Here is a 26,783-nt window from a genome sequence, read left to right on the forward strand (position 1 = left end):
AAATGAGTTTACACCGCAAGGATCGCGTCAATGACTGCATTTTCTTCGGTGCTGAAATGGCGGTTTCCCAGCATGCCAACCGCGTCATCCAATTGGGAGGTTTTGCTTGCGCCAATCAGCACCGAGGTCACTTTCTCCTCGCGCAGTACCCAGGCCAGCGCCATCTGCGAGAGCTTCTGCCCACGAGATTCGGCCAGCGCATTCAGTTGACGAACTTTCTCCAGTTTGTCATCAGTGAGCTGATCCGGTTGTAGAAAACGGCTGCCGCTGGCGGCGCGCGAGTCCGCTGGGATCCCATGTAGATAACGGTTGGTCAACTGACCGCCCGCCAGTGGTGAAAACGCTATACTACCCACCCCGGCAGTTTGCAGGAAATCCAGAAGCCCATCTTCAACCCAGCGTTCAAACATCGAATATTTGGGTTGATGAATCAGGCACGGCGTGCCGAGATCGTTGAGGATGTTGACGGCTTCCTGGGCTTGTTCGAGCGGGTAGTTAGATAACCCGATGTACAGGGCTTTACCCTGGCGAACGATATGATCCAGCGCGCGCATCGTTTCCTGAAGCGGTGTCTCGGGATCAGGGCGATGATGGTAGAAAATATCGACATATTCCAGCCCCATTCGCTTCAGGCTTTGATCGAGGCTGGCAACCAGATACTTGCGTGAGCCCCAATCGCCATAAGGCCCGTCCCACATGGTGTAGCCGGCTTTACTGGAGATGATCAGTTCGTCACGATAAGGCAAGAAATCTTCCCTCAGGATCCGGCCGAAATTGCTCTCCGCCGAACCCGGAGGCGGCCCGTAGTTGTTCGCTAAATCGAAATGAGTAATGCCGAGATCGAATGCATGGCGCAGAAGCTGACGGCTGTTTTCCACCAAAGTTTCATCGCCAAAATTGTGCCAAAGTCCAAGAGATATAGCCGGTAGCTTCAATCCGCTATGGCCGCAACGGCGGTATTCCATCGTCTGATATCGCGTCGCATTTGCCTGGTAAACCATACTTCCTCCGCAGATAAAACAGGGTGTGTATACGTTTACACTAAAGAATGTTTGCCGCTGAGTACACTCCCTAAACACGTAAATTTTGCTTTCCACCACATTTGTGGTGCGGAATCTGGACAGTGCATCTGTGTATTCAATACTCAACTTACCTGCACGAGAGGAGAGTATGGATATGCAACCGACTTACACTATTGGCGATTACCTACTGGATCGTCTCGTAGATTGCGGCATAGACCGCTTATTTGGCGTCCCTGGAGATTACAATCTACAGTTCCTCGACAGTGTGATTGCGCATCAGGACTTAGGGTGGGTCGGTTGTGCTAATGAGTTAAACGCGGCCTATGCCGCCGATGGCTATGCGCGTATCAAAGGCGCAGGTGCGCTACTGACTACTTATGGCGTCGGTGAACTGAGCGCACTTAACGGTATTGCCGGGAGCTATGCGGAGCATATTCCAGTCCTGCATATCGTGGGTGCCCCCTGTACCGGCGCGCAGCAGCGTGGTGAATTGCTGCACCATACGCTCGGTGATGGTGACTTTAGCCATTTCTCGCGTATGAGTGAGCACATTACCTGCTCTCAGGCGGTGTTGGCGGCGGGAAATGCCTGCCATGAGATCGATCGCGTATTGAGCGAGATGCTAACTCACCATCGTCCTGGCTATCTGATGCTACCCGCCGATGTTGCAAAAGCAAAGGCTACGCCGCCAGCCAGTCGTTTGCTTATAGAAAGCTTGCCCGCTGATGAGAACCAACTGATCGGCTTTCGTGAGCATGCGGAGTTGATGCTAAGAAGCAGCCGTCGCGTATCGCTGCTGGCTGATTTCCTCGCCCAGCGTTATGGGTTGCAAAACACGCTCAGAGAGTGGGTGGCGAAAACGCCGATTTCTTATGCCACGATGCTGATGGGGAAAGGGCTTTTTGATGAACAGCAGCCGGGTTTTGTCGGAACCTACAGCGGGATCGCCAGCGCTGATAAAACCCGTGAAGCGATTGAAAATGCCGATACGATAATCTGCGTGGGGACGCGATTTACCGATACCATCACCGCTGGTTTCACTCAGCATCTTCCTCAGGAAAAAACAATTGAAATCCAGCCGTTTGCCGTCCGAGTCGGCGACCATTGGTTTAGCCGGGTTCCGATGGATAAGGCGCTTGATATCCTTATTAATCTTGCCGCAAACCTGGCTGCAGAGTGGCTGCCCCCACAGGTTTCGGCTTTCGGTGTGGATAATGCAGCGGGTGATAGTCTGACGCAGAAAAACTTCTGGAGCGCTGTACAGAAACAACTACGTACTGGAGATATTATTCTTGCCGATCAGGGGACCGCCGCTTTTGGTGCCGCAGCACTCAAGCTTCCCGCCAACACAACGCTGATTGTCCAGCCGCTATGGGGATCGATTGGCTTTACTCTCCCGGCGGCCTACGGGGCGCAAATAGCGGCGGCGGACAGAAGAGTGGTGCTGATTATTGGCGACGGTGCCGCGCAGCTTACTATTCAGGAGATGGGATCGATGCTGCGTGATAAGCAACGTCCGCTGATTTTACTGCTTAATAATGAGGGATATACGGTTGAGCGTGCGATTCACGGCCCTGAGCAACGGTATAACGATATTGCGCTTTGGGACTGGAATCGCCTGCCGGAAGCCTTCGCCCCTGATGTTCCTTCCCGCTGTTGGCGAGTCGCGCGTATGCAGGAACTGGAGGAGGCGATGGCCAGCAGCGTTACCTCGGACAGGCTGATGCTGGTGGAGGTGATGCTGCCAAAAATGGATATCCCTGATTTTCTGCGCGCTGTCACTCAAGCTCTGGAGGAGCGAAACAGCCGCGTTTAATCGCCGCGCTTCCTGGCGATCATTAGCGGTTTTCCGGCTAACATTAGCCAGGCCGGTAGCATAACGATACACAGCAGTGGCAACAGGGTAGAGTCCGGGACCACAACTGCGGCCATAAACAGGCTCAACCAGCCATCCCGAGTGACAACCAGCGTTAGCCCGAGAATGGCGCAGGAGATGGTTATGGCTGCCGGGACGGCGGGAACGTGCGCATGCAGCATCAGCCCAAGCGCTACGCCGACGAATACCGCCGGGAAAATTCTCCCGCCGCGAAAGCCGCTGGCGGCGGCCAGCACCAGCGCCGCCAGCTTCACCAGTGCAATAAGCATGTAATCGTTAGCGGTCAGGGTGAGGCTAAGCGCCAGTTGCTGCATCTCATCCAGACCTTTAAACAGCGTAACATGCCCGCCGATGATGCCCAGTACCCCTAATAAAAAGCCGCCAATCCCCAAGGTTAATATCGGGTTTTTCAGGCTTTGCATCAGCGTATGCAGGCGCGGCAGGCACCAAACGGCAACCATACCGACGGCAATCGCGATAAGTGACACGATGGCACCGCTAATAATATCCACAAAGCGCAATTCAGGAAGATACGGAAGCGGTAGCGAAAATTGGGGATGAAAAAACAGGCTGGTGGTCAGTGAACCGGCAGCTGCCGCAAGCAGCGGTGCGAATAGCCGATCCCACAATGGGACATCGTTGCTGCTATTGAGCGTTTGCGAAAAGATGAGCGCAGCCGCAACCGGAGTACCGAATAGCGCGCCAATGGTGCCTGAGGCGGCAAGAATCGTCCAGTCCAGGGCGCTGACTCGCGGGAATAACCGGGTACCAAGTGCGGCTGCCAGGGCAATATTCATTACCATAATGGGATACTCAGGCCCAAGACTAACGCCGCCAGCCAGACCTAAGATCAGTGCGGTGAGCAGGCCCGGCAGCGCGCTGATGCTGACAGGTGCGCCAATTAATGACTCTGTCGCAGGATCTGGCCCGGCGTGACCCGGGCTAAAGCGTACCACCAGGCCGACGGCGATACCGGTGCAGGTAAGAAGAGCGATAGTCCAGACCGGACCGCTGGCATTAATGCCAAAACTCGCTGGCAGGCGGATCCAAAGGATATTTTGCAAAATAGCTGCAACTTTCATCGCCACAATCAATACGAGGCTGGATGCGATACCAATGATGATCGCGGGTATCGATAATAACAGCATCGTTCTGGCGCGTGGGTGCAGCATGAATAGTATCCTTTTAAGTATCCTGGAGCACTACATTGCCTGGGCGCTTTATGGGCGTCGATGCAAATGATGCTGAAACGATCAAGTAAAGATGCAGCCTGACAATTGTAAGATATTCGATTCACAATTTTTCATGAATTACAGTACAACTGTGACGCAGATCGCTAAACCAGGGGTGCTTATGCGTTGGTCGTTGTTGTTAAGGCGTCATGAATTTACAGTGTGCCAAAAGAACCATTTTGACTTTAGCGGAGCCGTAACGGAATGACAAAATTTGCTTTAGTAGGGGACGTTGGCGGAACGAATGCTCGTCTGGCGTTATGTGATATTGCAAGCGGGGAAATCTCCCGTGCCAAGACCTATTCCGGGCTCGATTATCCAAGTCTTGAGGCCGTTGTTCAGGTCTATCTGGAGGAGCATGACGTCAAGGTGGAAGACGGCTGTATTGCCATTGCTTGCCCAATTACCGGCGACTGGGTGGCGATGACTAACCATACCTGGGCGTTTTCTATTGCCGAGATGAAAAAGAATCTGGGCTTCTCTCATCTGGAAATCATTAATGATTTCACAGCCGTATCGATGGCGATTCCGATGCTGAAAGCTGAGCATCTGATTCAGTTCGGCGGTGCGCAACCGGTGGAAGGCAAGCCAATTGCCGTCTATGGCGCAGGTACCGGTCTGGGCGTTGCTCACCTGGTGCATGTTGATAAGCGTTGGGTGAGCCTACCGGGTGAGGGCGGCCATGTTGACTTCGCACCGAACAGCGAAGAAGAGGGCATTATTCTGGAAGAACTGCGTACCGAGCTGGGGCATGTCTCCGCCGAGCGTGTGCTGTCAGGGCCGGGGCTGGTGAATCTTTACCGGGCGATTGTGAAGTCCGATGGGCGTCTGCCGGAAAACCTACAGCCTAAAGACGTAACTGAACGTGCGTTGGCCGATACTTGCATCGATTGTCGTCGCGCGCTGTCGCTATTTTGCGTCATCATGGGCCGCTTTGGCGGTAACCTGGCGCTAACTTTGGGGACTTTTGGCGGCGTGTATATCGCCGGTGGCATTGTTCCGCGCTTCCTCGACTTCTTTAAAGCCTCCGGTTTTCGCGGTGGATTTGAAGATAAAGGCCGTTTTAAAGCCTTTGTGCAGGATATCCCGGTATATCTGATTGTCCATGACAACCCTGGGCTGCTGGGTTCCGGTGCGCACCTGCGTCAGACTCTCGGTCAGGTTCTCTAAACCCGCCTCTTACCCGGATAAATCGTTTATCCGGGTCATCTCTACAGATGCATTAGCTGGCGAAACTCTTTGACCTTGCTGCGGCTCACCGGGACCTGAAACTCCAGGTCGCGAAGCCGCAGAATATAGGTATTGTTGAACCAGGGTTCAATTTCGCGAATTTTATTCAGATTCACGCAATATGAACGATGGCAGCGGAAGAAGTGTGCTGGCGGCAGCTTGTTACAGAACTCCGTGATATTCATCGGCATCACGAACGACTCCCGACGGGTATAAACGAACGTCATCTTTTCATGCGCTTCGGCGTAGTAGATATCATGGATGCTGGTCACGATGATGCGTTCATCTTTAATTAAATTGATCGTGTCGTTTTCCCGCGTTGGGTTGGATACCGCCCCCGTACCGGTGCTGACTTGCTGCTGTTGCCAGGCGCTGGTCAGCTTTTGCAGCATGTTAATAATGCGCGATTCCTGGTACGGTTTCAGGATGTAATCAAATGCCTCCAGCTCAAAAGCTTCTACTGCATGTTCTTTCCACGCAGTGATAAAGACAATAAAGGGTTTGTGCACAAACTGGCTGATATTTTGCGCCAGCAGAACACCATCCAAAGAGGGGATGTTGATATCAAGAAAAATGGCGTCAACTTTGTTGTGCTGTAAAAACTTCAGCACGTCCAGCCCATCATCAAAGGTACCGACAATCTCCATCTGACTGTGGGTGTTAATCAGCCAGGTGAGCTCTTGTTGCGCCAGGAATTCATCTTCAACAATGATGACTTTCATCTTATTTCCACTCATGATAACAGCGACTCCGTCGCCGCCTGGGGCGCATGTTGGGTTGGTATGTAGAAGGCAATTTCGGTGCCCGGCGTCAGGTGTCTAATGTGCAGGCCTTCGCCATACAGTAGCTTCACCCGATGATGAACATTCAGTAAACCGATTTTATTTCCCGGCATTTCATCAGCTTCCACTCTGGCGACTACCGCAGGGTCGATACCATTACCTGTATCCCGAACGCTAATTCGTACCCGATTTCCGCACTCATTAATACCGATGGTGACCACGCCTTTTCCTTTGCACGGTTGGATCCCATGGACGATGGCATTCTCTACCAGCGGTTGGATCAACAGGCTGGGGATCATGAAGCTCACTTCATCATCAATATCATAAATCACCGTTAGCTTATCGCCGAAGCGCGCCTGTTCAATGGCGATGTAATCCTTGATTTGGTAGAGCTCTTTTTTGATATCAATCTGCTCGTCATCTTTTAATTCAATGTTATAGCGTAAATAGCGCGACAAATTAAAAATCAGTTGCCGCGCGGTGTCCGGATTCATGCGAATTGATGATGAAATGGCGTTCAGGGCGTTAAAGAGAAAGTGAGGATTGATTTTGCTTTGTAGCGCACGAAGCTCGGCTTTGTTTGCCATCTCGCGAAGCTGTTCGGCGCGGGAAACCTCCAACTGGGTGGAGATAATCTGCGACAAGCCAATCGCCATTTCCTGCAGCGAAGAGGTGATTCGGTGCGCGTGGCAGTAATAGATTTTTAGCGTGCCGGTAACCACACCTTTCTCCGATAGCGGGATCACCAGCATGGAGTGAATTTCCGGCGTTCGATGAGCTTCATCATTATTTTTAATGATGATTTTTCCATAGCGGATCGCCTGTTGCGTTGTTGGGCTAATAAAGTCGTCGTTATCACGATAGTTGATTTCTCCCACGCCGACATAAGCCATCACGTGCTGGGTATTGGTAATCGCGACGGCATCGGCATTGATATCGCGGCGGATGATATCGCATACCTGGCGCAGAGATTCACTGTTTACGTGGCGAAACAGCGGTAGCGTTTTGTTGGCGATATCGAGCGCCAGTTTTGCCTGACGAGCGGCGCTGGCTTCTTTCTCACCCTCAACGCTTTGCACCAACAGGACGATAAAACCGATACAGACGCTGCCGAGGATCATCGGGATCCCAATTTTGGAGACAATGTCCATTCCTAGCGAGAGAGAAGGGGCCCACACCACGACGAGGATCATGGTCAGCGTTTCGCACAGCATCCCGGCAAGAATCCCGGCTTTCCAGCGTTGCGTTTTAGGAATTTTTCGACTGATAAAACCGGAGAGCAGGCCGGCGACAATGCTGGTGATGAAACAGGGGATGGCGGTGACGCCATCGATATCGATGAGATAGCGATGCACGCCAGCAATCACGCCCACGATCGCTCCGACCCAGGGGCCAAATAAGATACCGCCGGACATGACTGCGATGATACGCACGTTGACCAGCGATCCCTCTACCGGCACGCCGGACCAGGTACTGAACAAGGCAAACAGGGAAAAAATCGCGGTAACGGCCAGCAGTTCTTTTGGTGTATGCGCGGATTTATGCAGAAGTTCGCGAAACAGGCGCAGACGGATAAGGAAAAAAAGGCAAATCAACATTAATGCCGCGCGGTCAAAAACTGCCAGCAGCATCGTGAATATTTCGTGCATGTGTACGCCGTGTTAATCGCGAGAAAGGAATATGATAGAAAACCTTGCAGCAGAAGGCTAGCCAAAGGCAAGAATAGGGAAAGGTCACACAAATAAAAGGGGATTGATGGCGAATCCTGGAGATTCAATCATCTCCACTTATTGTAGATAAATGAAGTAAATTAAAAGATATCAACCTGTTAATTTTTATTGGTGAACTCACGTAGTCAGACATGATTTGTGCCGCATTTAGTGGCGCTGATACCCGTTTTATTCACCAGCAATTATTTTTTATCTTCCCTCTCGACAACATGAATTTTTTCGGGTTATTTTCTAAGCGTGCCGCAACTGCGGCAGCGTCGCTCGGACGGTCCGGGCGCTAACGTTAATCTGAGGAATCTATGGCTGAATTCAGTCCTGAACGCCGTTTCACGCGTATCGATCGTCTCCCTCCGTATGTTTTTAATATCACTGCTGAACTGAAGATGGCTGCGCGCCGCCGTGGTGAAGACATTATTGATTTCAGCATGGGTAACCCCGATGGTGCGACCCCGCCGCATATCGTTGAGAAATTATGCACCGTTGCCCAGCGCCCTGATACGCATGGTTATTCCACTTCTCGTGGGATTCCTCGTCTTCGCCGTGCTATTTCACGTTGGTATCAGGAGCGTTATAACGTTGATATCGATCCTGAATCGGAAGCGATTGTCACTATTGGGTCGAAAGAGGGGCTGGCACATTTGATGCTGGCGACACTTGATCATGGCGATACCGTACTGGTACCGAATCCCAGCTACCCAATTCACATTTATGGCGCGGTGATTGCCGGAGCCCAAGTACGTTCAGTGCCGCTGGTGGAAGGTGTGGATTTCTTCAACGAGCTTGAGCGTGCCATTCGGGAAAGCTATCCGAAGCCGAAAATGATGGTCCTTGGCTTTCCGTCTAATCCGACTGCACAGTGCGTCGAGTTGGAGTTTTTTGAGAAAGTGGTCGCGCTGGCGAAGCGCTATGATGTTTTGGTCGTGCACGATTTGGCCTACGCCGACATTGTTTACGATGGCTGGAAAGCGCCATCTATCATGCAAGTTCCCGGTGCGCGCGATGTTGCCGTCGAATTCTTTACGCTGTCCAAGAGCTACAATATGGCAGGCTGGCGCATTGGTTTTATGGTGGGTAATAAAACGCTGGTTAATGCGTTGGCGCGTATTAAAAGCTATCACGATTACGGGACGTTCACCCCTCTGCAGGTGGCGGCTATTGCTGCACTGGAGGGCGATCAGCAATGTGTGCGTGATATTGCCGAGCAGTATAAGCGCCGTCGCGATGTGCTGGTGAAAGGGTTGCATGAGGCGGGTTGGATGGTGGAGTGTCCGAAGGCGTCGATGTATGTGTGGGCTAAAATCCCGGAGCAGTACGCGGCGATGGGCTCGCTGGAGTTCGCCAAAAAAATGCTACAGGATGCCAAAGTCTGCGTTTCGCCGGGTATTGGCTTTGGTGATTATGGTGATACGCATGTACGGTTTGCTTTAATTGAAAACCGCGATCGCATTCGCCAGGCCATACGCGGCATCAAATCGATGTTCCGTGCAGACGGCTTACTCCCTGCCTCGACGAAGCTAACGAGCGAAAACCATGAGTAAAAAAGCGGGAGCCAGTTGGCTCCCGCTTTTTTAACACCGTTATGGCTAGATCATCAGGGCGAAAGTACCGGCCCAAACGATGACCATAAAAGAAATGCCCATTAAAAAGTATTTCACGACTCATCACTCCGCGCGCTCTGCGAGACGCCTAAATGAATTTAATTTTCATGGCCTGCTTTAACTATCGCCAACAGCTGCTGGCGTTAGTTGTCAATTCTGTGCTCTAACTGCTCCAGATGGCGCTAATGTACGCCTAAAAAAAGAGAGAGACAAGAGCCATTTTTTTATTAATTTTTAGTTACTTACGAGTGTCGTTATTCGGCGACACATTAATTTCACTTGGTATTAAATTCTATTCTGGCGACGGCAGCTAATGACCAATTCCGTACCAGCGTTGCTGCTTGATTTTGAGATTCTTTCAGTTCCAGGTAACTTTGGGGACTCGCACCACGTTTTAGATAAACGGTATTTTTTTAAAGGATTGCTTAAGGTGATAAAGTGCCTGCTGCCCTATGGCAAAAAGTGAAAGAACGGTGAGCTGGTGAAACTTCTGGTGACCTGCTTGAGTAGTCATGTTGAATGTTGCAAAGCTCATAAGAAGGTGTGCACTCGTCACCATGTTGGATGTTTGCAACATGGTAACGACAGCGCTTTATATAGCAGCCAGGTTTTATAAAGAAAAAATCAAATTATCGAATGCTAATGTCCATTAAAAGATGATTTCATAATCACACTGATGAGTGTCGTCCAGGTTGATGTGAAGTCAGTTATAACTGATTTTAATAATATTTTTAGAGTTCAGTTATGAAGTGAGGTTTGGGTGCGTGATTTATTTTATGGTTATCTTAAGCATCGCTTCATCGAGAAGATTTTGCGATGCTGATTTTGATTTTAATATACAGATAAAATGATTTTGTTGTCATTTAAAAAGAGTACCTGAAGTTGGGCTGTCCGTATCTATGTAGTTTGAAATCATCCCCTCGGCACTGAGTTTCTCCATTATCATACTGAATGTTTTACTTTTGACGTTCTCCGTGGCATTCAGAATGTTAGTACTGAATGCTGGGTTGGAACGAATGATATAATTGATGAATTCAAGTAAAAGCTTGTTCTGTGGGATAAATGAATTATCGTGAATTATCTTATCCTCAAAAATATTTAATGGTTTTTCTGAGAATTCCAGGGGGCGGCTGCTGATTGTATGCTCGTAAATTTTTTCAATGGCCTGATTGGTGATATACAGCTTATTCAACGAGATTGTCGGCTTCTCATCCTCATCAGGAGTAAAGTGGCAAAAGACGACATTCCTTGCTGGAGAGATAATGCTTATTCTTTGTTCTGAAAGGGTATTCTCTGGATTCTCCAGTATCTCCATTAAATTTCTGGAATGGCTGTACCACAGGCCTGACACGGAAACTTTGAGTTTGAACTGTGTCACAGGAGAGCCGTATTGGGTCTCCAGATTGGGCTCACTTTCATTGAGCGTCAGGATAGTGTTTATTTTTGAATGCTGCGACCAGGATCTTTCGCTTCTGCTCACTTCATCAATATTTGAGGCATTATAAAAATAGGGCTTATTACCGCCCATGTCATGCCTAATTGCACTTTTTAATGTCCCATGTGTTTTACCTAACTTAAGACAAAGATTGATGGCTCCAATATCATGCCAGTGAAGCAAATCTTCTAGTTCACAGTTTAATAATTTTTGTGCACGCGAAATTGAACAGTATTCCAGCGGCGGAAGGTTGTTTAACTTCCATATGTTTCGTTCTTTTTTATTCATGATGGTATTGTTTTGTGAGAATAATGTTGAATTAACTTAAATGTGTTTTGATGAACCTTTCTCATCTTTTGTGATGTTAACTTCATATTAGCGAATTCATTAAAGGCTAACGTTAATCTTGTTTCCCATTGAGTCTAACATGAATGTTATTTATGACGCGCATTCTACCAGCTATTTTATAGCGGTTAAATATGTCTATGATAAAAAACTTCGCTGATATGATAAGTTTAAATTATTATTTGTTGTGTGAATTTATTTGGTTTTAATCATCTGTTCTGTGTATTCAATCCAGTCATCATTGGTAGAAAGGATTTCAGTATGGTGCATTGTCAGGCGTGAAGATGGAGTAATAGGGGCGGGTAAAATGTTAACTTTGCTTGATAAGCACGAGCAACCGTTCAATGGTAAATCGGGCGATACGAGTGAATATATTGAAACGAAAGGGAGGAGGTGCTGGAAAGTGTCCCCTGCAGGAATCGAACCTGCAACTAGCCCTTAGGAGGGGCTCGTTATATCCATTTAACTAAGGGGACGAGGCGCCGGGATTATAGCGTTTTTTTCCTTGCAGGTTAAGCAGGTATGGTCTGACTGCTCAAACTGTCGCCACTTAATGCCCTTTTTTTGCTTTAGCTCGGGATTTTTTCTCGTGGGCCATGTCGTTACGGATCTGCGCATGGCTAAGTAAGGCAAAAATAAAGGTCCCGCCGCAAATGTTGCCGGCAAGAGTCGGTAAAGCAAAGGGCCAGATGAATTCTTGCCACGGTAGCGTCCCGTTGAACACCAGATAGAATATTTCGACGCTGCCGACTACAATGTGAGTCGTATCCGCGAGTGCAATGAGCCAGGTCATCAGGATAATGACCACAATCTTTGCAGAGCCTGCAGCAGGAAACATCCACACCATTGTAGCGACCAGCCAGCCGGAAATAATCGCATTAGCGAACATCTCCGTGGGTGTGTTGCTCATTACTTTTAAACTGATGCTCTGGAAGGCCTCAAGCGTGGGTTTATCAAAAACCGGCATGATATCAAACGCCCATGCCGCAATCGCGGTGCCAATTAAATTACCTATCAGCACTACGCCCCAAAGGCGCAACAAAAGGCCAATATTGCTCAGCGTGGGCTTATGCATTATGGGCAATACAGCGGTAACGGTGTTTTCGGTAAATAGCTGTTGGCGCGCGAGGATGACAATAACAAAACCAAAAGTGTAGCCCAGGTTTTCCAGCAAAAAACCACCGGGAATTTCATCAAGATGCACATGAAAGATGCCTTTTGCTACCAGCGAAGCTCCCATCGAAAGGCCAGCGGCAATGGCTGACCACAGCAGCGCCATGGCATCGCGCTCTAGTTCTTTCTCCCCTTCCTGACGAATCTCTTCATGGGTCGCCATCGCTTGTGAAGGTAATCTCTCTTCATCAACCTCAATTTTCTCACCTTGTTGTTTTTCATCACTTTCTACTTCGATCTCTTCACTGTCATGGTGAGTTTGCGGATTCATCAGTTTTCCCCTGCTATTGACCTTAATTATAAGCGTAGAGATGTTTGAACTATCCGTATCTGGATAACCTCCTAAATTCTTCACAATGACAAGATTAGCAATACGGACATTGCAAAATGTGTATAGAATCGTGGAGCAACAATTATGCCAAAGAAGGCTATGCTGAAAGCAGGCACATGCTTATGGGCGATATCTTAATGGAGGCAGCTGTCCCCGGATAACCCCCAGCGATAGCTAAAATTAACAGGGAGACACCTATGAATTTTCGCCTGTCGGCGCTTGCGCTTGGCGCCACATTGCTGGTGGGATGCGCCAGTTCTAGTTCTGGCGATCAACCGCAGGGGCGTTCAGATCCGCTTGAAGGCTTTAACCGCACGATGTTCAACTTCAACTTCAATGTCGTTGATCCTTATGTTCTTCGCCCTGTAGCAGTGGCGTGGCGTGATTATGTGCCGCAGCCTGCGCGCAATGGGTTGAGTAACTTTACCAGCAACCTTGAAGAACCGGCGGTAATGGTCAACTCCTTCCTGAAGGGCGATCCCTACAAAGGAATGGTGCACTTTACCCGTTTCTTCCTGAACACCCTTCTTGGGATGGGTGGCCTGATTGATGTGGCTGGAATGGCGAATCCGAAACTGCAGCGCGTTGAAGCGAGTCGCTTCGGCAGCACCCTTGGTCACTATGGCGTTGGCTATGGCCCGTATGTGCAATTGCCTTTCTATGGCAGCTTTACGATTCGTGACGAAGGTGGTGATATGGCGGACGGACTCTATCCGGTCCTCTCCTGGCTGACATGGCCGATGTCTATCGGTAAATGGATGGTTGAAGGGGTTGAGACTCGTGCACAGCTGCTGGATTCAGACGGTCTGCTCCGTCAGTCTTCCGATCCGTACATCTTAATGCGTGAAGCCTATTTTCAGCGTCATGACTTTATCGCCAACGGCGGTAAACTCACTCCGAATGAGAACCCGAACGCGCAGGCGATTGAGGGCGATCTTAAGGATATCGATTCGCAGTAATCTATTTCTGGAAATAAAAAAAAGGGTGAACATGATGTTCACCCTTTTTTATCCCTTCAGATTATCAGAAGCGGTAGTTGAAGTTCGCGCCGTACAGCCACGCTTTGCCTTCAGAGCGGAAGGTGTAAGGACCTTCTTTGATTTCTACATGCTGACCGTGCATATAGGAAACGCCCACGTCAACTGATGCATCTTTATTAAAGGCATAGGTGGTTCCCGCGCTCAGCCACAGACGATCCTGATCCGGAATGGAAATTGAACGGGTTGTCGCAGGTACCGGGCTATCATCAAAGGCGATACCGGTACGGAATGTCCAGTTATCGTCATAGTAGTAGGTGGTACCCAGGGCAAGACGATAGGAATCCTTAAAGCTCTCATCCTTGTAGAACAGCGTTTGTCCGTCAGAGCCGGTGGCTTTCAGCTCCTGAAACTGACTCCAACTGGTATAAGCGATGCTATAGTGAACGGCCCATTTAGGTGCGACACGGTTATAACCGGACAATTCCCACATTTCTGGCAGGTTCAGTGTCAGAGAGCCAGGAATTGTCGAGCCGCCTGTTGGGTAAGGAAAGCCCGGAACCGCCGTGTTCATGTTGCTACGATAATCACCGTCAAAATCGATTTTGATTTCAGAGCGGTAGGTCAGGCCGTAGCGGTTGTTTTTGTCTACTTCATACAGAATACCTGCGTTCCAGCCAAATCCCCACTCATCACCCTTCAAGCGAGCAATCTGTTGATCCGCTGGGATCGCTGCAAGCTGCTGTGCTTTGGCAATAGCAGCAGGTCGCGCAGACGCGGGTAAATTAGGTACCTGCTGCATAATCTGACCCGCAGCGAGCATACCGGCATCGCCTGCATAACGCTCAATTTTCGCCTTGGCGTAGACCGCATCAAAGCCAAGACCAAAACTCCAGTTATCATTCAGGCGATAAGCACCACTCAGGTTCAGATTGACGGTTGTCAGATCTGTTTTACCACCCATGGTCCCGGCGGCGTAGTCAGTACTGTATTCCGTTGCTAGCCCGTAGTTGGAGGTAATTGAAGCCCCCCAGCCGAATTTATCGTTAATCGGGGCGACATAATGTAAATTTGGCACCCAAGCTGTAGGGGCAATATTGTCAGCATCCAGACTTTTGCCAGATGGCGACTTGCCCGAAATATTCACATCAGGATCAACAAATACCGCACCCGCCGACATTGACGGACGATCGAACATCATAATTAACGCCGGGTTACGGCTGGCGTTTCCCGCGTCATCAGCAATAGCACCTTCACCGGAATAGGCGCGACCAAGGCCTGATGAAGAGAATTCATTTAGCTGAAAGCCTGCTGACCAGGCCTGTGTTGAAACAAGTGCTACAGCCACTGCAAGGGCAGATTGGGTAAAGCGGGTTTTCTGGCTCATGCCCATAACCTCATTGAGTTATTTTTATTTAAACAATGTTACATGCCGTAACAGAAGCGCGAAGTGTAGGGTCTGCTTTACGACAGAGAAATCAGACCAGTGCGCTGAGTATAGGTCTGACCAGATGATATGTTGCAAGTTTGTTTATAAGTTTTTTCAATTGTGATACGAAAAACGCGATCCAGCTGGCAAATTTGCTGTTGTACCTCATATTCGAAATGGGCAATTTTTGTTTTGGATCATTTTTAAGTGTGATTTCGCTCACTTATCTCATTTGTCACCATTAACGGCTGGAGGAGGTTATTCGCCGGGCGTAAAATAAACAGATTATTTATCTGGCACCTTGGGTGCATATACAGAGGAAATCTACAATGAGTAAATGCAGTGCTGATGAAACCCCGGTTTGCTGCTGTATGGATGTTGGTACCATCATGGACAACACCGATTGCACCGCCTCATACAGCCGCGTGTTCGCAAGCCGTGCCGAAGCAGAACAAACACTCGCCGCATTAAGCGAAAGAGCGCGTAGTGTTGAATCCGAACCGTGCAAAATCACGCCGACCTTTACTGAAGTTGATGGTGGTGTGCAGCTGGATATCGACTTCGTATTCTGCTGTGAAGCTGAAACCCTGATTTTCCAGCTTGGCTTGCGTTAGTCTTTCCCCAAACGCCCCTTTCCGCAGGGGCGTTATCTTTTCTATCCAATGTGTTTTGGCTCCCACTTTTTCTGTTCCCCGATTGGCTTAATGTAAAATATTGGTTAAAACTGTTATCAGGTCAGACCACTTTGTTTTACCGGTTAACAGGGGAGTGTTATGAGTCAGGCATTACCGCTAGTCACCCGCCAGGGCGATCGCATTGCTATCATCAGCGGTTTACGTACTCCGTTTGCCCGACAGGCGACGGCGTTTCACGGCATTCCTGCCGTTGATCTCGGTAAGCTGGTGGTTGGCGAAATGCTGGCCCGCAGCGATATCCCTGTGGAAATAATCGAGCAGCTGGTATTTGGCCAGGTTGTGCAGATGCCGGAAGCGCCAAATATCGCTCGGGAAATTGTTCTGGGAACCGGCATGAGCGTACATACCGATGCATATAGCGTCAGTCGCGCCTGTGCGACCAGTTTTCAGGCTGTGGCCAACGTCGCAGAAAGCCTGATGGCAGGAACTATCCGGGCGGGCATCGCGGGTGGGGCTGACTCCTCGTCCGTGTTGCCCATCGGTGTTAGCAAAAAACTCGCCCGCGTCCTGGTTGATGTGAATAAAGCACGTACCCTGAGTCAGCGCCTCAAACTCTTTTCCCGCCTACGCTTTCGCGATCTTCTTCCTGTGCCGCCAGCGGTCGCCGAATATTCCACCGGCCTGCGGATGGGGGACACCGCCGAACAGATGGCGAAAACCTGGGGTATTACCCGTGAACAGCAGGATCAGCTAGCGCTTCGCTCGCACCAGCTTGCTGCGAAGGCTTGGGAAGAGGGAAAACTATCAGCAGAAGTGATGACGGCATATACCCCGCCTTTCCGTGAACCGCTGATTCAGGATAATAATATTCGTAAAAATTCAACGCTTGCTGATTACCAAAAGTTACGCCCGGCCTTTGATCGCAAACACGGGACCGTGACCGCCGCTAACAGTACGCCGTTAACCGATGGCGCGGCTGCGGTGATTATGATGACAGAATCCCGGGCTAAAGAGCTGGGGCTTGTCCCGCTGGGCTATCTACGCAGCTACGCTTTCAGCGCCATTGCTGTCCAGCAGGATATGCTGTTGGGACCGGCATGGTCGACGCCGCTGGCGCTGGAAAGGGCAGGACTTACTCTGGCTGATTTAGCCCTGATTGATATGCACGAAGCCTTTGCCGCGCAGACGCTGGCCAATTTGCAGTGTCTCGCGAGCGACCGCTTTGCTCGCGAAGTGCTTGGGCGTTCACAGGCAACAGGAGAGGTTGATGAGAGCAAGTTCAATGTGCTCGGCGGATCCATAGCCTATGGTCATCCTTTTGCCGCCACGGGCGCGAGAATGATCACCCAAACGTTACACGAACTGCGGCGTCGTGGAGGCGGGTTTGGTTTGGTCACTGCCTGCGCTGCGGGTGGTTTAGGTGCAGCTATGATTTTGGAGGCCGAATAATGGAAACCCTGTCGGCATTTACGCTTGAGATTCGCCCTGACAATATTGCCGTGATTACGATTGATGCTCCCGGCGAAAAAATGAATACCTTGAAAGCAGAGTTTGCCAGCGAAGTACGGGCAATCATCCGTCAGCTTCGTGACAACAAAGACCTGCGCGGTGCGGTGTTCATTTCGGCAAAGCCAGATAATTTTATTGCCGGGGCCGATATCAACATGATTGCCCGCTGCGTTTCAGCCCTGGAGGCTGAAACATTGGCCCGTCAAGGGCAGCAGATTATGGCGGAGATCCACGGGTTGTCGATTCCGGTTATTGCTGCTATCCACGGGGCATGTCTGGGCGGTGGCCTTGAGCTGGCGCTGGCTTGTCACGGGCGGGTGTGCAGCGATGATGATAAAACCCGACTTGGTTTGCCTGAAGTTCAATTGGGCCTGCTGCCAGGTTCCGGTGGTACCCAGCGTTTACCAAGATTAATCGGCGTCAGCAGCGCGCTGGATATGATCCTGACCGGCAAGCAGCTTCGCCCGCGTCAGGCTCTGAAAGTGGGACTGGTTGATGAAGTGGTGCCGCAGGCCATTTTGTTGCAAACCGCAGTAGAGTTGGCGTTGAAAGGACGACCGGTAAGCCGCACTGTTCCGGTACGCGATCGCATCCTCGCCGGACCATTAGGTCGTAGTCTGTTATTTCGCCTCGTGGCGAAAAAGACACATCAAAAAACACAAGGTAATTATCCAGCGACCAAACGTATTCTACAGGTGATTGAAACCGGGCTGGCGCAGGGTTGCAGCAGTGGTTATGCCGAAGAAGCGCGAGCCTTTGGTGAGCTAGCGATGACGCCGCAATCGCAAGCGTTGCGAGCCATTTTCTTCGCCAGTACCGATCTTAAGAAAGATCGCGGTGCGGATGCTGAACCCGGCGCGTTGCGCAGTGTAGGTATTCTTGGCGGCGGGCTGATGGGAGGGGGAATTGCTTACGTCACCGCCTGTAAAGGAGGATTGCCGGTACGCATTAAGGACATCCAACCGCGCGGGATCAATCACGCCATGAAGTACAGCTGGGATCTGCTCGACAAACAGGTTCGCCGCCGCTATCTACGGGCTAGCGAGCGCGATCGTCAGCTGGCGTTGATCTCGGGTTCTACGGATTACCAGGGATTCGCACACCGTGATGTGGTTATCGAAGCGGTGTTTGAAGACATTACCCTCAAGCAAAAAATGGTCAACGAGGTTGAGCAGCACTGTAGCGCTGAGACGATCTTTGCCTCTAATACCTCATCATTACCGATCGGTGAGATCGCGGCTCAGGCGAGCAGGCCGCAGCAGGTTATCGGCTTACACTTCTTCAGTCCGGTAGAGAAAATGCCGCTGGTGGAGGTTATTCCGCATGCTGGTACGAGTCAGCAAACTATCGCGACGGTGGTAAAACTGGCGAAGCGACAGGGCAAAACCCCCATCGTGGTGGCTGACAAATCGGGCTTTTATGTTAACCGTATCCTGGCCCCTTACATTAATGAAGCGATGCGCCTGTTGATGGAAGGAGAACCGATAGAACATATCGATAATTCATTGGTGAAATTCGGTTTTCCGGTCGGACCTATTCAACTGCTTGATGAAGTCGGTATCGATACCGGGACTAAAATTATCCCGGTGCTGGAGGCTGCATGGGGAGAACGTTTTAGCCCGCCTGCAAACATCATTAACGTGATTCTGAATGACGATCGCAAAGGTAGAAAAAATAATCGGGGTTTCTATCTTTATGAGGCGAAAGGGCGTAAAAGCAAAAAACGGCCCGACACTGCTATTTACTCTTTACTGGGCGTTTCTTCTGCGCGGGAGCAATTGTCTGCGCAACAGGTGGCGGAACGGTGTGTGATGATGATGCTTAATGAGGCAGCGCGCTGCTTCGATGAGCAAATTATCCGCAGTGCGCGCGATGGTGACATCGGTGCCGTGTTTGGTATTGGTTTCCCGCCGTTTCTTGGTGGCCCGTTCCGCTATATAGACAAGTTGGGTGCGGGGGAAGTCGCGGCAATTTTGCAGCGCCTGGCCGCACAGTATGGCCCGCGTTTTACACCATGTGACACTTTATTACACATGGCTGAGCAGGGGGCGACCTTTTGGCCCACTGATGAACGGACGACCTAAGTTGTGGTCAAAGAAGGTAAATCCGGCAATGAATGATGCTGACCATTGGCTGTTTTGTGAGCAATAGTTGACTATACTTACGCCATTGAGGTAAAAAACAGCGTTTCATTCGTTGAATGGATCAGGCACAATGCCCGGCCACCGGGTCACCTGCGTATTGTTTACGTCGGTAAGACTACGGTGCTTCTGGTTAACAAAAGCGGTGCAATATGCAAGTTTTTATTATGCGTCACGGCGACGCTGCCCTCGATGCAGCCAGTGACTCGGTTCGTCCACTAACCGTCTGCGGTTGTGATGAGTCTCGTCAGATGGCAACCTGGCTGAAAGGTCAAAAAGTGGATATTGAGCGGGTTCTTGTGAGTCCCTACCTGCGTGCTGAACAGACGCTGGAGATTGTTGGGGAGTGCATGAATCTGCCGAAAGATGTCGACGTGATGCCGGAACTCACGCCGTGCGGCGATGTTGGTCTGGTCAGCGCTTATCTTCAGGCGCTGGCAAATGAAGGTGTGGCGACGGCATTGGTCGTGTCGCATCTGCCTTTAGTGGGGTACCTCGTCTCAGAGCTGTGCCCGGGGGAAACTCCCCCGATGTTCACCACATCTGCTATTGCCTGCGTCACGCTTGATGCTGAAGGCAAAGGTGAATTCACCTGGCAAATGAGCCCCTGCAATTTGAAGATGGCGAAAGCGATTTAATCTCCTCCGGGGCTGACGAACTACGGAAGCTCCGGTGGTTGCCACTCTTCAACTTCAATCAGTACCAGCAGTGCGGCGTCACCGCCGTACTCTTTTGGTGCCTGATGAAATGCCATGATCTGCGGATGTTGCGCCAGCCATAGTGGTGTTTGCTGCTTAAGAATGTGTTTCCCATGCCCGTGCATCACGCAGGCGCAGAACACATGCTCGCGACGACAGGCGGCAATCAACGCGCCTAGTTCCTGTTTAGCCTGCTGTTGGGTTAAGCCGTGCAGATCAAGGAATAGCTCTGGCGAATAATCACCTCGACGCAATTTTTTCAGCTCAAAATGGCTGACGTCCGAACGGACATACTTAACCGAGCCTTCGGTATTTAGCAGTGGCTGAAATTCATCGGAAAAGAAATGGCTGTTGTCTACCTGTTCCTGGAGTAACCGTTTTGGCGGCACCTCAGAGATTTTCTTGCGTAGCGGGCGGTGAACGATAGTGTCCTGTTTAATCTGACGCGTGCCGGTCATCAGTTGCCGGAACAATGCCTGATCCTCCTCACTTAGCGATGTTTTCTTTTTCATTACCTGGTCTCATTTTTTCTTTGTTGCTAGTTTACCCGACTCGTCATACATCCAGGCAAGGAAAACGTATATTTCCCCCTCAGCCTGACGTAAGAATGCTGATTTATGCCCGTCTTCGTGGCAAACTAGCCGCCGAATTTATAGCAGAGCGTGTCCTGGAGGATAGCGTGGATAAAATTTTTGTTGATGAGGCTGTTAATGAGCTTCATACCATTCAGGACATGTTGCGTTGGGCGGTAAGCCGCTTTAGCGCTGCAAATATCTGGTACGGACACGGTACTGATAACCCGTGGGATGAAGCGGTGCAACTGGTGATGCCGTCGCTGTATTTGCCGCTGGATATTCCGGAAGATATGCGCACCGCGCGCCTGACTTCCAGTGAAAAACATCGCATCGTTGAGCGCGTGATTCGTCGTATTAATGAGCGTATTCCGGTGGCTTATTTGACCAATAAAGCCTGGTTCTGCGGCCATGAGTTTTACGTTGATGAGCGCGTGCTGGTGCCGCGTTCACCGATTGGCGAGCTTATCAATAATCAGTTCGCTGGCCTGATTGACCATCAACCGCAGCACATCCTCGACATGTGTACCGGCAGTGGCTGCATTGCTATCGCCTGTGCTTATGCCTTCCCGGAAGCGGAAGTTGACGCGGTAGATATCTCCCCGGATGCGCTGGCTGTTACCGAGCAAAACATCGAAGATCACGGTTTAATTCACAACGTAACGCCGATTCGCTCCGATCTGTTCCGCGATCTGTTGAAGGTGCAATACGATCTGATCGTGACTAATCCACCTTATGTGGATGAAGAGGATATGTCCGACCTGCCGGGCGAATATCGCCATGAGCCGGTTCTGGGACTGGCTTCAGGTAGCGATGGTCTGAAGCTGACCCGCCGCATCCTGGCCTGCGCGCCAGATTATCTTAACGATGACGGTATCCTGATTTGTGAAGTCGGCAACAGCATGGTACATCTGATGGAACAGTATCCTGACGTTCCATTTACCTGGCTGGAGTTTGACAATGGCGGTGATGGCGTCTTTATGCTGACTAAATCGCAACTGATTGACGCCCGCGCGCATTTCAGCATCTATAAAGACTAAAACAATAAACACGCAAACATAACGACAATAACGGAGCCGTGATGGCAGGAAACACAATTGGACAACTCTTTCGCGTTACTACCTTCGGCGAGTCGCACGGCCTGGCGCTGGGCTGCATCGTTGATGGCGTGCCGCCAGGTATTCCGCTGACCGAAGCTGACCTGCAGCACGACCTCGATCGTCGTCGGCCAGGAACGTCGCGTTATACCACCCAGCGTCGTGAACCGGATCAGGTGAAAATTCTTTCCGGCGTCTTTGAAGGCGTGACCACTGGTACCAGCATTGGTTTGCTGATTGAGAACACCGATCAACGTTCCCAGGACTACGGCGCGATTAAAGACGTTTTCCGCCCGGGTCATGCTGACTATACCTACGAGCAGAAATACGGCCTGCGCGACTATCGCGGCGGTGGTCGTTCTTCCGCGCGTGAAACCGCGATGCGCGTGGCTGCAGGGGCGATTGCCAAAAAATTCCTCGCCGCCAAATTCGGTATTGTCATTCGCGGCTGTTTGACCCAGATGGGCGATATTCCGCTAGCGATAAAAGACTGGGATCAGGTTGAGAAAAACCCGTTCTTCTGTCCGGACCCGGATAAAATTGAGGCGCTTGATGAACTGATGCGTGGCCTGAAAAAAGAGGGCGACTCCATCGGGGCAAAAGTGACCGTGGTAGCGGATGGCGTGCCTCCGGGACTGGGTGAGCCGGTATTTGACCGTCTGGATGCGGATATTGCGCACGCGCTGATGAGCATCAATGCGGTAAAAGGTGTGGAAATTGGCGATGGTTTTGAAGTGGTGAAACTTCGCGGTAGCGAAAACCGCGATGAAATTACCAAAGAGGGTTTCCAGAGCAATCATGCAGGCGGTGTACTTGGTGGTATTAGCAGCGGCCAGCAGATTGTGGCGAACATCGCCCTGAAGCCAACTTCCAGCATTACCGTTCCAGGGCACACGATTAACCGTTTTGGCGAAGAAGTCGAAATGATCACCAAAGGGCGTCACGATCCTTGTGTCGGTATTCGTGCGGTTCCGATCGCCGAAGCGATGCTGGCGATCGTATTAATGGATCACTTTATGCGTCAGCGCGCGCAGAACGGCGACGTGACGACATCAATCCCACGCTGGTAATAGATGAAAAAAACCGTTATCGCACTGCTGGCACTCCTCGCCAGCAGTGCCAGCCTGGCGGCAACGCCGTGGCAGAAAATATCGCAACCCATTAGTGGTAGCGCACAGTCCATCGGCGCGTTTGCTAATGGCTGTATCGTTGGTGCGCAGCCGCTGCCGTTGAGCGCCAACGGCTATCAGGTGATGCGCACCGATCAGCGCCGCTATTTCGGCCATCCGGATCTCGTTCAGTTTATTCAGCGCCTGAGCAATCAGGCGCACAACAAAGGAATGGGGACGGTGCTGATTGGTGACATGGGTATGCCGGCTGGTGGTCGATTCAACGGCGGCCACGCCAGCCATCAGTCCGGGCTGGATGTGGATATTTTTCTCCAGCTCCCGCAGGCGCGCTGGAGTTCAGCGCAGCTCATGAAGCCACAGGCTCTGGATCTGGTTGCGCGTGACGGCAAACGCGTAGTGCCGTCACTGTGGAGTCCGCAAATCAGTCATCTGATTAAGATGGCGGCGGAAGATAGCGAAGTCACGCGCATTTTCGTTAACCCGGCGATCAAGCAGCAGTTGTGCCTGGATGCGGGTAACGATCGCGACTGGTTGCGTAAAGTTCGACCATGGTTCCAACATCGAGCGCATATGCATGTGCGCCTGCGCTGTCCTGTGGGGAGTCTTGAGTGTGAAGATCAGGCTCCACCTCCGGCAGGCGATGGTTGTGGCGCGGAATTACAAAGCTGGTTTGAACCACCGAAACCAGGATCAACCTCTCCTGCGAAGAAGACGCCGCCTCCATTGCCGCCTTCCTGCCAGGCGCTACTGGATGAGCATGTTCTTTAATGGATAGTTTTATCGATCTGTTTATTGTGTCACCGACGGTACTGGTTGTGCTGTTTTTCGTAGCCATTCTGGCGGGATTTATTGATTCCCTGGCGGGTGGCGGTGGGTTGCTAACCGTACCGGCATTGATGGCTGCTGGTCTCCCCCCTGCGCAGGCGCTGGCGACCAACAAACTGCAGGCTTGCGGCGGCTCGCTTTCCGCATCCCTCTATTTCATCCGCCGCAAGGTAGTGAATCTCGCCGATCAGAAGCTGAATATTCTGATGACGTTTATCGGCTCAACTGGCGGTGCGCTGCTGGTGCAGCACGTCCAGTCCGATATTCTCAAGCAGATTCTGCCAATACTGATTATCGGCATTGGCCTCTATTTCCTGCTGATGCCGAAGCTCGGCGAAGAGGACCGTCAGCGTCGTCTTTACGGTCTGCCGTTTGCTCTGGTGGCTGGCGGCTGCGTGGGTTTTTATGATGGCTTTTTTGGCCCGGGTGCAGGTTCTTTTTACGCGCTGGCTTTTGTGACTCTGGCCGGGTTCAATCTCGCTAAATCGACCGCCCATGCCAAAGTGCTTAATGCTACCTCCAACGTCGGCGGCCTGCTGCTGTTTATCATTGGCGGTAAAGTTATCTGGGCCACCGGCTTTGTAATGATGGTAGGACAATTTATTGGTGCCCGCGCCGGTTCGCGGCTGGTGCTGAGCAAAGGACAATCACTAATTCGACCGATGATTGTTGTCGTGTCGGCGGTGATGAGTGCAAAACTTCTTTATGACAGCCATGGACAGGAGATCCTCCACTGGTTGGGGATGAATTAATGAACAGTACGCATAATTACGAACAGCTGATTGAAATCTTCGACGGTTGCTTTGCCGACGATTTTAATACCCGTCTGATTAAAGGCGATGACGAACCGATTTATCTTCCGGCTGATGGCGAAGCACCTTATAACCGCATCGTTTTTGCCCACGGCTTTTACGCCAGCGGATTACATGAGATTTCGCACTGGTGCATCGCTGGTAAAGCGCGTCGCGAGTTGGTTGACTTCGGTTACTGGTACTGCCCTGATGGCCGTGATGCGATGACTCAGTCTAAATTTGAAGACGTAGAGGTGAAACCGCAGGCGTTTGACTGGCTGTTTTGCGTGGCGGCGGGCTATCCGTTTAACGTCAGTTGCGACAACCTGGAAGGCGATTTCGAACCTGACCGTATTGTTTTTCAACGGCGAGTACATGCTCAGGTGATGGTCTATCTGGAGCAGGGGATCCCCGAGCGTCCGGCGCGTTTTATCAAAGCATTACAAGAATATTATCAAACGCCGCCTTTGACGGCTGAGCAATTTCCGTGGCCGGAAGACCTGCACTAAGGCCACACTTTACATAATATGAGGAAAGAAGATGATCGCGGAGTTTGAATCACGCATTCTGGCGTTGATAGACGGTATGGTAGACCACGCCAGTGATGATGAACTATTTGCCGGCGGTTATCTGCGCGGCCATCTGACGCTGGCGGTGGCTGAGCTGGAAGGTGAGGACGAGCATACTGCGCAAGCGGTGAATGATAAGGTTATCCAGAGCCTGACGAAAGCGATCAGCGCTGGCGAACTGTCGCCACCCGATCAGATTCTGGTGCAGGGCATGTGGGATAATTTGTATCAGCAGGCTATTAAAGCCAAATAGAGAATAGCCAAGTTTAGCCCCGGATCATGTTAAATTAGAGATCTCCGTTTTTTGTAGACTCCGGATAAATACACCGGAGTCATGCCACGTAATTATAACTGTATCCTTCCATAATAGATTTTCCTGCTTTAGCTATCTTTTACACCGGGCTGGTCCCAACTCGCGGCTAAGTATTGACATGTTTTCGTGGCGCTGGACCGCGAGCGATACACCGTACTGAACCGTCCTGGGAATCCTAAGACTATACTGGAATTCAGAAGGCGAATCGAAAATGTGATTAAAACGTCCCCGAATTGCGTGAACGTGTCGTCAGAATGCAACAGGAGTATCGAGATGTGTATCCCATCAATGCCATTGCCCCAATGATTTGACTGTCACTTATCGCAGCGACAACAACAAACTCAAGCTCAGTAAACGTCAGTGCTCAAAAAACTGGAGCCACAGTAACAATATCCTGAGCCAAGCTGCTGTGTATTTTGCCCGGACAGCCTCCGCTGCTTCAGGAAATCTAAGTGGCGAACATGGTGACAGGGCGGTTGTCACAGAAACTGCCCGTCGATATATTGCAGGCCCCAGTAACAGCAGTGCTGCTCGGAACGACTCAGCAACAGAGACAAACGTGACGTTCGTCTGAAGCAGGAAATATAGCGCGCTTCTGATGAGTGATCCTACCCGCCAATGGTGGACACGGGACTAAGTGAGTAAACTCTCAGTCAGAGGTGACTCACATGACTAAAACAACATTAACCATCAATAAGCCCCGTAAGCAACACACGACTGAGTTCCGTAAGTAAGCCCTTAAAGTCGCTGAAAGCATCAGCATTACCGTCGCTACCCGTGAACTCGGCTGTATTAATCGCAACTTTATGTCAGGCGGATCAAACCGTGTGGTTGGTCAATTTCTTCACGTATGACGGCACAGTTTATCTGTGCAAAAAGTTTTTTCCACTCACACAAGGTGGCGTACATTCACCGTAAACGCTTTATCCGCCGGGAAATGATATGAATGACGGTGTTAAATTCTATCGCGCCGCTTTAGCTATTGTAGATTACTGCTAAATATCCCTTCAGGAAGTACAGAGGCTGACAACCGCGTGGCTGTTGCTGGGTCTGGAAACTATCGTGAATGGTGCAGTTAGGCGTGTATCAAGAGCGTGATAGCATTTTAGTATCATGTTTTATTTCTCAAGATGATGAATATGTTCTTCCATATAACGAATACGCAACTGATTTGGTGTCATAGGGGCATGATTATCTAACACATGTATGCCCTAAGAGTGGAGTCAACGACGTGTAGGCTTCACTGGCTATACGGCATAAGTATGAGTATCAATAGTGAGTAGTCATTACGTAAATCAGAATGTAGTTATAGTATGAACAACAAAAACCAGAAAAAGAAAGAA

General features: G+C 50.6%; 23 protein-coding genes and 1 tRNA gene. 14 read left to right on the forward strand and 10 right to left on the reverse strand.

Features of this window, described 5'->3' with window-relative positions; all coding sequences use genetic code 11:
- Positions 1 to 8: 8 nt before the first annotated feature.
- Positions 9 to 1,001: an L-glyceraldehyde 3-phosphate reductase gene (gene mgrA, locus HV213_RS08895; RefSeq protein ID WP_181485412.1), complete on the reverse strand. Its 993-nt coding sequence runs from the start codon at positions 999 to 1,001 to the stop codon at positions 9 to 11.
- A 175-nt stretch (positions 1,002 to 1,176) separates the two neighbouring features.
- Here mgrA and HV213_RS08900 point away from each other — a divergent pair, with 175 nt between their 5' ends.
- Positions 1,177 to 2,838 (forward strand): alpha-keto acid decarboxylase family protein, encoded by a 1,662-nt coding sequence (locus HV213_RS08900; RefSeq protein ID WP_181485413.1) that lies wholly within the window; start codon positions 1,177 to 1,179, stop codon positions 2,836 to 2,838.
- On the opposite strand, the gene HV213_RS08905 is transcribed toward HV213_RS08900, so the two are convergent.
- Complete coding sequence (locus HV213_RS08905) at positions 2,835 to 4,070, reverse strand: ion channel protein (protein WP_181485414.1); 1,236 nt, start codon at positions 4,068 to 4,070, stop codon at positions 2,835 to 2,837. The two genes, HV213_RS08900 and HV213_RS08905, sit on opposite strands and share 4 nt — an antisense overlap.
- A 264-nt stretch (positions 4,071 to 4,334) precedes the next feature.
- On the opposite strand from HV213_RS08905, the gene glk reads away from it, so the two are divergent.
- On the forward strand, positions 4,335 to 5,300 hold the full coding sequence (gene glk, locus HV213_RS08910; protein WP_112212930.1) for a glucokinase: 966 nt from the start codon (positions 4,335 to 4,337) through the stop codon (positions 5,298 to 5,300).
- A 41-nt stretch (positions 5,301 to 5,341) separates the two neighbouring features.
- On the opposite strand, the gene HV213_RS08915 is transcribed toward glk, so the two are convergent.
- Positions 5,342 to 6,082: a LytR/AlgR family response regulator transcription factor gene (locus HV213_RS08915; RefSeq protein WP_110272222.1), complete on the reverse strand. Its 741-nt coding sequence runs from the start codon at positions 6,080 to 6,082 to the stop codon at positions 5,342 to 5,344.
- Between the two features lie 11 nt (positions 6,083 to 6,093).
- A complete protein-coding gene (locus HV213_RS08920; protein WP_181486368.1) occupies positions 6,094 to 7,773 on the reverse strand; it encodes a sensor histidine kinase in 1,680 nt (559 codons plus the stop codon).
- 398 nt (positions 7,774 to 8,171) lie between these two features.
- Between HV213_RS08920 and alaC the strand changes: the two genes are divergently transcribed.
- Positions 8,172 to 9,410 carry an alanine transaminase gene (gene alaC / locus HV213_RS08925; RefSeq protein ID WP_181485415.1) on the forward strand — a complete coding sequence of 413 codons (1,239 nt, stop codon included), beginning with the start codon at positions 8,172 to 8,174 and terminating at the stop codon, positions 9,408 to 9,410.
- Between the two features lie 45 nt (positions 9,411 to 9,455).
- On the opposite strand, the gene ypdK is transcribed toward alaC, so the two are convergent.
- From ypdK to HV213_RS08945, 4 genes are all read right to left on the reverse strand, one after another.
- Positions 9,456 to 9,527, reverse strand: coding sequence for a membrane protein YpdK (gene ypdK, locus HV213_RS08930; protein WP_077777854.1), 72 nt, complete (start codon positions 9,525 to 9,527; stop codon positions 9,456 to 9,458).
- 802 nt (positions 9,528 to 10,329) lie between these two features.
- Positions 10,330 to 11,193 (reverse strand): hypothetical protein, encoded by an 864-nt coding sequence (locus tag HV213_RS08935; protein WP_181485416.1) that lies wholly within the window; start codon positions 11,191 to 11,193, stop codon positions 10,330 to 10,332.
- Between the two features lie 461 nt (positions 11,194 to 11,654).
- A tRNA-Arg gene (locus HV213_RS08940) sits at positions 11,655 to 11,726 on the reverse strand.
- Positions 11,727 to 11,800: 74 nt separating this feature from the next.
- A complete protein-coding gene (locus HV213_RS08945; RefSeq protein ID WP_181486369.1) occupies positions 11,801 to 12,694 on the reverse strand; it encodes a formate/nitrite transporter family protein in 894 nt (297 codons plus the stop codon).
- Between the two features lie 257 nt (positions 12,695 to 12,951).
- Here HV213_RS08945 and mlaA point away from each other — a divergent pair, with 257 nt between their 5' ends.
- On the forward strand, positions 12,952 to 13,713 hold the full coding sequence (gene mlaA, locus HV213_RS08950; protein WP_181485417.1) for a phospholipid-binding lipoprotein MlaA: 762 nt from the start codon (positions 12,952 to 12,954) through the stop codon (positions 13,711 to 13,713).
- A gap of 64 nt (positions 13,714 to 13,777) precedes the next feature.
- On the opposite strand, the gene fadL is transcribed toward mlaA, so the two are convergent.
- Positions 13,778 to 15,118, reverse strand: a complete 1,341-nt coding sequence (fadL, locus tag HV213_RS08955) for a long-chain fatty acid transporter FadL (protein ID WP_181485418.1) — start codon at positions 15,116 to 15,118, stop codon at positions 13,778 to 13,780.
- 371 nt (positions 15,119 to 15,489) lie between these two features.
- Here fadL and HV213_RS08960 point away from each other — a divergent pair, with 371 nt between their 5' ends.
- The 4 genes from HV213_RS08960 to sixA all read left to right on the forward strand — a co-directional run bounded on the left by HV213_RS08960 (position 15,490) and on the right by sixA (position 20,083).
- The gene (locus HV213_RS08960; RefSeq protein WP_181485419.1) at positions 15,490 to 15,774 is read left to right on the forward strand and encodes a YfcZ/YiiS family protein; all 285 of its coding nucleotides are present in this window, start codon (positions 15,490 to 15,492) and stop codon (positions 15,772 to 15,774) included.
- Between the two features lie 159 nt (positions 15,775 to 15,933).
- The gene (fadI, locus tag HV213_RS08965; protein WP_181485420.1) at positions 15,934 to 17,244 is read left to right on the forward strand and encodes an acetyl-CoA C-acyltransferase FadI; all 1,311 of its coding nucleotides are present in this window, start codon (positions 15,934 to 15,936) and stop codon (positions 17,242 to 17,244) included.
- Complete coding sequence (gene fadJ / locus HV213_RS08970; RefSeq protein WP_181485421.1) at positions 17,244 to 19,388, forward strand: fatty acid oxidation complex subunit alpha FadJ; 2,145 nt, start codon at positions 17,244 to 17,246, stop codon at positions 19,386 to 19,388. The genes fadI and fadJ overlap by 1 nt, the downstream gene beginning before the upstream one ends.
- 209 nt (positions 19,389 to 19,597) lie before the next feature.
- The gene (sixA, locus tag HV213_RS08975; protein ID WP_110272233.1) at positions 19,598 to 20,083 is read left to right on the forward strand and encodes a phosphohistidine phosphatase SixA; all 486 of its coding nucleotides are present in this window, start codon (positions 19,598 to 19,600) and stop codon (positions 20,081 to 20,083) included.
- A 20-nt stretch (positions 20,084 to 20,103) separates the two neighbouring features.
- Here sixA and smrB read toward each other — a convergent pair whose 3' ends face one another.
- Positions 20,104 to 20,655: an endonuclease SmrB gene (smrB, locus tag HV213_RS08980; RefSeq protein WP_181485422.1), complete on the reverse strand. Its 552-nt coding sequence runs from the start codon at positions 20,653 to 20,655 to the stop codon at positions 20,104 to 20,106.
- Between the two features lie 167 nt (positions 20,656 to 20,822).
- Here smrB and prmB point away from each other — a divergent pair, with 167 nt between their 5' ends.
- Genes prmB through HV213_RS09010 form a run of 6 tightly spaced genes read left to right on the forward strand, consistent with a single transcriptional unit; the run spans position 20,823 to position 25,380 of the window.
- On the forward strand, positions 20,823 to 21,755 hold the full coding sequence (gene prmB / locus HV213_RS08985; protein ID WP_110272429.1) for a 50S ribosomal protein L3 N(5)-glutamine methyltransferase: 933 nt from the start codon (positions 20,823 to 20,825) through the stop codon (positions 21,753 to 21,755).
- 41 nt (positions 21,756 to 21,796) lie between these two features.
- Entirely contained in the window at positions 21,797 to 22,882 is a 1,086-nt protein-coding gene (gene aroC / locus HV213_RS08990; protein WP_181485423.1) for a chorismate synthase, read from the forward strand.
- 3 nt (positions 22,883 to 22,885) lie between these two features.
- Positions 22,886 to 23,710 (forward strand): penicillin-insensitive murein endopeptidase, encoded by an 825-nt coding sequence (mepA, locus tag HV213_RS08995; RefSeq protein WP_181485424.1) that lies wholly within the window; start codon positions 22,886 to 22,888, stop codon positions 23,708 to 23,710.
- The gene (locus HV213_RS09000) at positions 23,710 to 24,519 is read left to right on the forward strand and encodes a sulfite exporter TauE/SafE family protein (RefSeq protein WP_181485425.1); all 810 of its coding nucleotides are present in this window, start codon (positions 23,710 to 23,712) and stop codon (positions 24,517 to 24,519) included. Before mepA ends, HV213_RS09000 begins: the two co-directional genes overlap by 1 nt.
- Complete coding sequence (locus tag HV213_RS09005) at positions 24,519 to 25,067, forward strand: elongation factor P hydroxylase (RefSeq protein WP_181485426.1); 549 nt, start codon at positions 24,519 to 24,521, stop codon at positions 25,065 to 25,067. Before HV213_RS09000 ends, HV213_RS09005 begins: the two co-directional genes overlap by 1 nt.
- Positions 25,068 to 25,098: 31 nt before the next feature.
- Positions 25,099 to 25,380, forward strand: coding sequence for a YfcL family protein (locus HV213_RS09010; protein ID WP_181485427.1), 282 nt, complete (start codon positions 25,099 to 25,101; stop codon positions 25,378 to 25,380).
- The last annotated feature ends 1,403 nt before the right edge of the window (positions 25,381 to 26,783 follow it).

It is taken from the genome of Klebsiella sp. RHBSTW-00484 (assembly GCF_013705725.1).
In the GTDB taxonomy this organism is placed as follows: Bacteria; Pseudomonadota; Gammaproteobacteria; order Enterobacterales; family Enterobacteriaceae; genus Klebsiella.